The organism is uncultured Campylobacter sp., from assembly GCF_937949835.1.
Classification (GTDB): Bacteria; Campylobacterota; Campylobacteria; order Campylobacterales; family Campylobacteraceae; genus Campylobacter_B.
The window spans coordinates 1-7,306 of record NZ_CALEDC010000274.1; the positions used below are offsets into that span (position 1 = coordinate 1).

Genomic DNA, 7,306 nt, shown 5'->3' on the forward strand with positions numbered 1-7,306 from the left:
GGAGCTAGCCTGGGCGGTAACGGCGTGAGCTTCGACTGGGATCTGTTGCGACGCGTAGGGCTTGGCTGCGAAGAGCGAGGTGGTGCGGCACGCGATGAAAAATACTGCGCGAGTAGCGCAACTCAAAATATAGGCGGCACAAAATACGACCCGGCTAGCGGGCGCTGCGATATGCAAAATGATGCAGCAAGCGAAAAAAAATGCTATGTAGCAGGCACGGCTCAAGGCTCAGACGGCGCAAGGAGCTATCTTAAGCATAGCGCGATCTGTAGCGGATATAGCGAGGGGAATTTAAAAAACGGCAGCTGCGGCAATTCTTGCACGGAGCATAGCGAAAACGGAAATTTGAAGCTCAAGAGGGTAAGCGACGTGTGCTGTGCTTCTAATAGTAATGAAGTGAGCGAACGCACACATGATATTGTTCGATCGAGCAATACGAAACAAGAAGCGAACGCCGATCGTCGCGCCGAAAAAAATGACGATGAGTGCAAATTTAGTGCGTGTGCTACCGCTCGACTGAGTGGTGTAAGACCCACAAGCGAAGGCGTCAATGATCAAGGTGCAAGCGACTATGAGGCGGGCGCGCCAAATACTTCAAATGACGGCGGCGAAGTGGACAAGCTGGGTGCCGCAAAGGATGATAGTGCGGATAAATGTAGCACTGCTTCCAAAGGCGGCGCGATCTCTTTTATTCTTGCAGGCGGCATCGGCGCGCAAAATATCCGTGAGGCACTCGCACTGCGCCCATACGCTATCGATCTAAACAGCCGCGTGGAGGACGCGCGAGGCATTAAAGATCCGAAAAAGATAAGCGAAATTTTGCGAATTTTAAAAAATGCGCAAGGCTGATCTCTGCGTGCAAACTCGCGCGATAGTTATATCTAAATCAAGCGCGTATAAGGAGGAACCAAATGCGTAAGGACGAAATTGCTAGGTTTGGCATAAGCAAAACGCGGTATGATAAAAATATAAAGGATTTCTTACAAAATAAAAATTGCGATAAGCAAAATTTAGTGGGCAGCGGGCTAAAATTTACGAGCGATGGCAGGCAAAATTCTATAAATGCCAGAGAGCAAAATTTTACGAATGTAGTTGAACAAAAATCGCAAAGGGGTCTCTCTTGCGCCGCTGATATGCCATCGCAAAATTTTAAAACTCAAGCTAGAGATTACGATAAAGAGCCGATAGTTATAAAAGACCACGCTATAATTTTAAATGCTATCATCGGCGCAATTTATATCATTACTACGATATTGATGGCGATATGCGGCAAATTTTCCGCCCAGCAAATTTTATTTCTCGTTTTGCTGGATTGTTATTTTCCGCTCAGAGCATTAAATAAATTCTCAAATTTCGGCAAGTGCTATATATGCTTTAAAAATGACGATATAACTCTATACTCTAAAAAGACGGAAGCCGTTTTATATGAGACCAAAATTTCAAATATAATTAGTATCAAAAGGACCACGGGACCGTCATACCCCGAAATATCAAAAAAGACAAAATGCCTTATGCTGCTATTTGCTTTTATATACTTACTTTTGGTCCTTTTCATAGCGGTAGTGATAGACGGAAGGGAGGAAAATTTTTGGATAATTTTTGCGGTAATTATATCTATTAGCTTCTTTCCTTTATTGCTATATAGGCTTTTTAACGGGCTAGGCTTTGATATTATAAATGATAGCATATTGATATACGACAAAAGTTCTTTTATAGAGGTTTCGTTTCTAAGCAGCAAAGAATACAGGGGGATAAAAGCCTATTTTCTACTCAAAACAGGGAAAAATTTAGATAAAATCCCGCCGCAAATTTTCGTGTAGGTTATAAAGAATAAAAGATGAATAGAAAACAGAGGCTTGAGAAGCTAAAGAAAATTCTAAATGAACGGCGTCAAAATTTAGAGCAAGGCTCGCAAGAAAATTCTGACGCCGAAAATTTTGACAGTAAGAATTCTAAATTTGAAAAAATCACGGATGACTCTACGATAAATACAAACGAAAAACCTAATAAATTTGAACAAAATTCGAGTTGCGCTAGTGATTATAATAAAGAGCCTTTGGTGGTCAAAGATAGGACGAATTTTTATATAGTTCTTGCTACGGTATGCACGCTTGCGATTATGATTTTTATGTATTCATACGAACCCAATCAAACTAGATATAATCAGCTTTTTATAGTATTTCCATTTTTCGGATTGCCTATAATAATGGAATATTTTACAAATTTTTACAATAAGAAACTTGTAAAATTTTATAATGATCGAGTTACTTATTATACAAATAAAATGCCCGAAAAAACTATATTCTTAGATGATCTTAAGGATGTACAAAGAGCCTATTTTGCAAGAGATAATGAGTGGCTTAGGAGGCAAGGCGCTTTTTATAGATTTCTCTTTAAATTTGAACCATACACTACGATAATCGCTTTTTTATTAATCTGTATATTAGTATTGGCTATCGACGTAAGAAAATATATAGAAACAGGTAGTTTCAGAGTATTTTTCATATCTATACTTGCATTTTTGTTTTTATTCGTCTTAAAATTTATATATTTTTTAGTTTTTAAATTCCGTCTTAGACTTATATTCTACGATAATATAATAATTCGAGGCAAGGATAAAGATATCGCCTTTACGATAGAAACTATGGACGACTACATTAGGATAAAAGAATTTTTTATGAAGACAAAAGGTATTAATTTGGATAAGACCCAGCGCCACGTATGGCTGGATTTTAATTAATAATTAAAGAGTTTTAAATGAAAAAAGCCTCAAACGGCGAAGCCTTTAAATTTTAAAATTTAAAGGCGCGACTCTTAAAAATTGATCGTAATCTTTCTTGCGCGGAATATATTTTATCATTTGTTTTATCGCGTTATGAATACGGCTACAAATTTTTAAATTCCATCTCCAGCTGCTTGCGCCAGTCTTGCAGCGAGCGCTCTGCTCCAGCAGCGTATTTCTTTATAAGTACGCTGCTGGAGCTTGGCTAGATACGCCGCCTATGTATTCAATTGATCTCTTAGATTAAGTATCAGCTTTAAGCACTGCGCCTTTGAAAAATCCCCACGTAAAGCGCGAAAACAAAACCGATCGCGACCGCGTAAGGAGCGAACTCGGTGATGCCTTTAGCCGAGCTTGCGAGCAAGAAATTGTGCGCGATCGCGGCGCCCGCCGCCATGCCGATGACGAAGACGCCCGAGCTTAAATTTCCCGTGCCGGCCTGCACCAGATGCTTGCCCGGGCAGCCCTCGCTGAGGCTGAAGCAAAGACCCGCGAGCACCATACCCAAGAAGTTCCAAACGAAATCGTTATGCGCGATAGGCTGGCCCTCGAAGCCGAGTTTGTATTGTCCAAACGCGATATTTGCGATGCTCGCAAACGCGATGACGCTTAGCACGCCCCAAAACATCGAGAAATCGCCGCGGAAAATTCTACCGAACGCGCCGACGCTGCAAAATTTGCTTCTGTGCATCACCGCGCCCACGATAATGCCCGCAGCCAGCGAGATGCCTACCGCGGCGTGTTGCGCGCCCGGGCCTTTAGCGGAGATAAAAAGCGCGCCGCCCTCGCCCGTTTTGAGTCCGAAAACCAAGGCTGCAAGCAGCGCAGCGCCCAGTAGCACGGGCAAAATTCCGATCGCGCCGCTAAGCCTTGCCTCTTTGCTCGCCTCATAGCCGCGCTTTTTAAGCAAAAACCCAATGAGTACGCCGCAAATCAGACCCGCCAACCCGGCTAGCGCGGTCAAATCACCGCCGCCTAGGCGCAAAAACGCGCGCCACGGACATCCCAAAAATACAAGGCAGCCGATCATCGCGAAAATCCCTAGGAAAAATTTCGCAAACGGCGAGCTGCCCGTAACCGGCGCAAACTCGCGCGTCCAAAGCACGCTTGCTAAAAAGCCGCCGAATACGAGCCCTATGATCTCCGGGCGGATGTATTGCACTGCGGCAGCTCGGTGAAAGCCCAGCGCGCCCGTGGTATCGCGCAAAAAACAAGCGACGCAAACGCCCATATTGCCCGGGTTTCCCAAATGCACCAGCGTCGCACCCAGCACGCCTAGCACGGCGCCTGCGATGATGTACCATTTAACGTTATTCATGAAAAAGTCCTGAAATAATCTAGATCGACCGATCTCTTAGGCGCGATTTTATCCTTTGTAAAATAAAAAGCAAATAAATTCCGATCTAAATTTACGAAAAGCGAAGGATTTAAATCATGCGGGCAACTGCTAAATTTAGACGCAAGTAAATCGCGGACGTTTAAATTTAGACTCTTTGTTGAGATAAAAACGCCAAATTTATCTGCCAGATTTCGGCACAGACGGATCGCAACGAGAAGCCATGGCGCAGAGGCGGTCAGACGAAACGCGATACAAACGGATACAGGTAGAGCAGAGCCGAGGGGGCAGAAACGGCGCAAATGAAGTACAAACAAGACGCAGCCAAAACGCAGAAGTAGCTCAGACGGAGCGCATACTTGCCGCCAATAAAAACAAATTTCAAATATTTTTGAAATTAAATTTCAACCTTATTTAAGTATGTAGATATATAATAATGTATCTCAATTTTATTTTAAAGGTCGAGGCATGAAAAAGCAAATTTTATTGGTGCCGCTTGCGATAGGCGCAATAGGCGGAGCGAATGCGGCCGAAAATAACGCCACGAAGTCGCAGGATCTGGGTCAAATCGTCGTGCAAGCGACGGTGAGCGTGGTCGATAACCTAAAATACGCAGGCTCGGCCGGAATTTTAACCCCCAAGGATATGAAAGCCAAAACCAACGTGGTCGATTCGATCATGCAGATACCGGGCGTTGACGGCAGTATGGATATGGGGCGGCAGATCGGCAGGCAGTTTCAGATCCGCGGATTCGGATATCAAAGCGACGAGCGCGTCATCATCAAACAAGACGGCGTGCGCAGGAGCGTGGGAATTTACTCCAATATGATCTCATCTTTTCGCACCGATAGCGATATCTTAAAGCGCGTCGAGGTCATAAAGGGCGCCTCGTCCGTGCTGCACGGCTCGGGCGCGATCGGCGGTATCGTAAATATGCAAACCAAAAGCGCGAGCGATTATCTAAGCGAGGGCAAAAGCGTAGGCTTGATGCTAGGGCAGAGGCTTGAATCAAACAATATGCATAGCACGCGCGGCGCGATTTACGGCAAGGGCGAGGAAATTCCGATCGACGTTTTACTCTACGGCAAGCGCGCAAGCTACGGCAACGTTAAGTTCGCAGACGGCGGCACGCACTACGCCCCGGACTACGACAAGAGCTTCAATAACGAGCATATCGATACCGGATTTTTTAAGATCGGCGCAAATTTAGACGATCACCGCATAAGCTTCAGCGCCTTTGATTACGACGAAAATTTACACACGATGTGGCAGACACTATGGCAAAATGATGCAGATCTCTTCGTAAGCGGAAATTTAAGCCAGAGAGATTATGTTTTTGATTGGAGCTTTACGCCGCAAAGCCCGCTAGTGGATATGTCTTTTAAGGCCTACAAAAGCAGAGCCGAGTATAAACGCGGCTATATCGACGGCGCAGATACCGGCAGCTACACGAACAAAGACGATCGTAAGGGACTAGAGATCAAAAATATCTCGGAATTTGATACGGGCTTTTTAAATCATAGCTTCGCTTTCGGCGGCGATTACGAAAATAGGCAGGAGGATGCGATCTTTATCCAAAATGGAGCGCTAAGAGATTTCGCCTCATTTCCGAATGAATACAATAGCTACGGGCTTTTCGCACAGGATCTGATCCGCTTGCACGATGATTTAGAGCTTACCTTAGGCGGTAGATACGATAGATTCGATCGCGACATCAAAGGCAGATCGGCTAAATTTAAAGATTCCAGATTTTCTCCGCGCGCGGCAATTGCCTACACTCTCTTTGATAAATTTACTCTTTTAGCGGGATATAGCGAGAGTTTCCGCGCGCCTACGCCGCACGAAACATCGCAATCAGGACCGATAAACCGAATGTATTATTACATCCCAAATCCCGATCTAAAGCCTGAAACCGTCAAAGAGTACGAGGTCGGATTTAGTTTTAAACAGGATGAAATTTTTACGGACGATCACTTCAATATGAAATTTATCTATTTTAACGGCAATATCAAAGATATGATTGACGTTAAGCCGCTACCGCATCTGGGCGTGCCGCCGGGCGGCTTTTCGCAACAATACGGGCAGTATCAAAATATCGATCAAGCCAAAAGGCATGGTTTTGAGCTAAGCTCAAACTACCAAACGCAGGACTTTGATTTCGGCGCGAGCTTCGAGCGACTTAGAATTTACAATAAAAAGACGCACGAAAACATCAATAACCACGCCAAAAAACTAAGCGCGAACATAGATTATTCGCCGCTGCAAGATTTGAGTCTAGGATTTCAGGTGAGCCACTATTTCAAACCTCACTCCAAACCCGCTTCATATTTTGCACGCGGGAGGGAGTATTTTTATGTAGATAAGTCCTTTACGATCGCTAATTTTAGAGGAAGTTACAAGATCAAAAACGGCATTATTCCGGCCCTTGACGGCGCGGACGTAAGCTTTGGCGTAAATAATATTTTCGATCGACACTACATCAACGCAAACCGCACGCGCGAGACTGTAGTGGTGGGTGCTGGACGAAATTTCTACGTCGATTTGGAAGTATGATTTTAGATTAAGCTTATATGGGCGAAGCGCGGGTTAAATTTTAAAGCTTACCCGAGCCTTTGCCCCTCTTTCTTTTTAAATTTAGACCTCATCTTAAATTTTAATCTCATCGCGATCTTTTGGTGATAAGGCTTAAATGTGGCATAAATTTCTAGCGCTATAAAATTCCGCAATTTTTAAAATTTAACAAACTGCAAAATTTTATGGGTTGCAAAGCCCGCAAGTTACGAAATTCCACGCCTCATCAATCGATAGCGTTGGAGCTTTTTAACACCACTAGATGTTTTTTGCCCGCGAAGCTTAGCACTACGGCAGCATTATTTTCGTCGATCTCGCGCACAAGCTCTACTCGCACGTCGCTAGGTATTGCGGTATCCGAGCTAAGCAGCTCATTTTCTAAAATGCTTCTAAATGCCGAAACCTTGGGCTCTTTTGCATCCGATCTTTCTTTTGCTCCCTCGCGAAATTCCATCGTGCCGCTCTCGACAGGGCCTACTTTAAGCGGCGAAATTTTATCCGCTGCTCTTATATTCTCAGCGCTCTCAGAGTTTTTGTCCGCCTCCGTAGCTTCCAAACGCTCGGCACGCGCAACCTCATCGTAAAATTTATCGCGCATGCTCTCTTCGTCCGCACTC

General features: G+C 44.5%; 5 protein-coding genes and 1 pseudogene. 4 read left to right on the forward strand and 2 right to left on the reverse strand.

Going from position 1 to position 7,306, the window contains the following annotated elements:
* The 3 genes and pseudogenes from Q0256_RS06115 to Q0256_RS06125 form a co-directional block, all read left to right on the forward strand.
* A pseudogene (locus Q0256_RS06115) lies at nucleotides 1-849 on the forward strand (hypothetical protein); the annotation flags it as partial.
* A 62-nt stretch (nucleotides 850-911) separates the two neighbouring features.
* A complete protein-coding gene (locus Q0256_RS06120; protein ID WP_297961174.1) occupies nucleotides 912-1,820 on the forward strand; it encodes a hypothetical protein in 909 nt (302 codons plus the stop codon).
* A gap of 17 nt (nucleotides 1,821-1,837) precedes the next feature.
* Complete coding sequence (locus tag Q0256_RS06125) at nucleotides 1,838-2,740, forward strand: hypothetical protein (protein WP_297961177.1); 903 nt, start codon at nucleotides 1,838-1,840, stop codon at nucleotides 2,738-2,740.
* Nucleotides 2,741-3,038: 298 nt separating this feature from the next.
* Here Q0256_RS06125 and yedE read toward each other — a convergent pair whose 3' ends face one another.
* Entirely contained in the window at nucleotides 3,039-4,100 is a 1,062-nt protein-coding gene (gene yedE / locus Q0256_RS06130; protein WP_297961180.1) for a YedE family putative selenium transporter, read from the reverse strand.
* A 486-nt stretch (nucleotides 4,101-4,586) separates the two neighbouring features.
* Between yedE and Q0256_RS06135 the strand changes: the two genes are divergently transcribed.
* Nucleotides 4,587-6,671: a TonB-dependent receptor gene (locus tag Q0256_RS06135; protein ID WP_297961183.1), complete on the forward strand. Its 2,085-nt coding sequence runs from the start codon at nucleotides 4,587-4,589 to the stop codon at nucleotides 6,669-6,671.
* A 244-nt stretch (nucleotides 6,672-6,915) separates the two neighbouring features.
* Here Q0256_RS06135 and Q0256_RS06140 read toward each other — a convergent pair.
* Nucleotides 6,916-7,306 (reverse strand): hypothetical protein (locus Q0256_RS06140; RefSeq protein ID WP_297961186.1); only part of this gene is annotated, 391 nt, incomplete at its 5' end.

Coding starts and splice junctions, on each gene's coding strand:
- Q0256_RS06120 (WP_297961174.1), top strand. CDS start 912: ATGCGTAAGGACGAAATTGCTAGGTTTGGCATAAGCAAAACGCGGTAT.
- Q0256_RS06125 (WP_297961177.1), top strand. CDS start 1,838: ATGAATAGAAAACAGAGGCTTGAGAAGCTAAAGAAAATTCTAAATGAA.
- yedE (WP_297961180.1), bottom strand. CDS start 4,100: ATGAATAACGTTAAATGGTACATCATCGCAGGCGCCGTGCTAGGCGTG.
- Q0256_RS06135 (WP_297961183.1), top strand. CDS start 4,587: ATGAAAAAGCAAATTTTATTGGTGCCGCTTGCGATAGGCGCAATAGGC.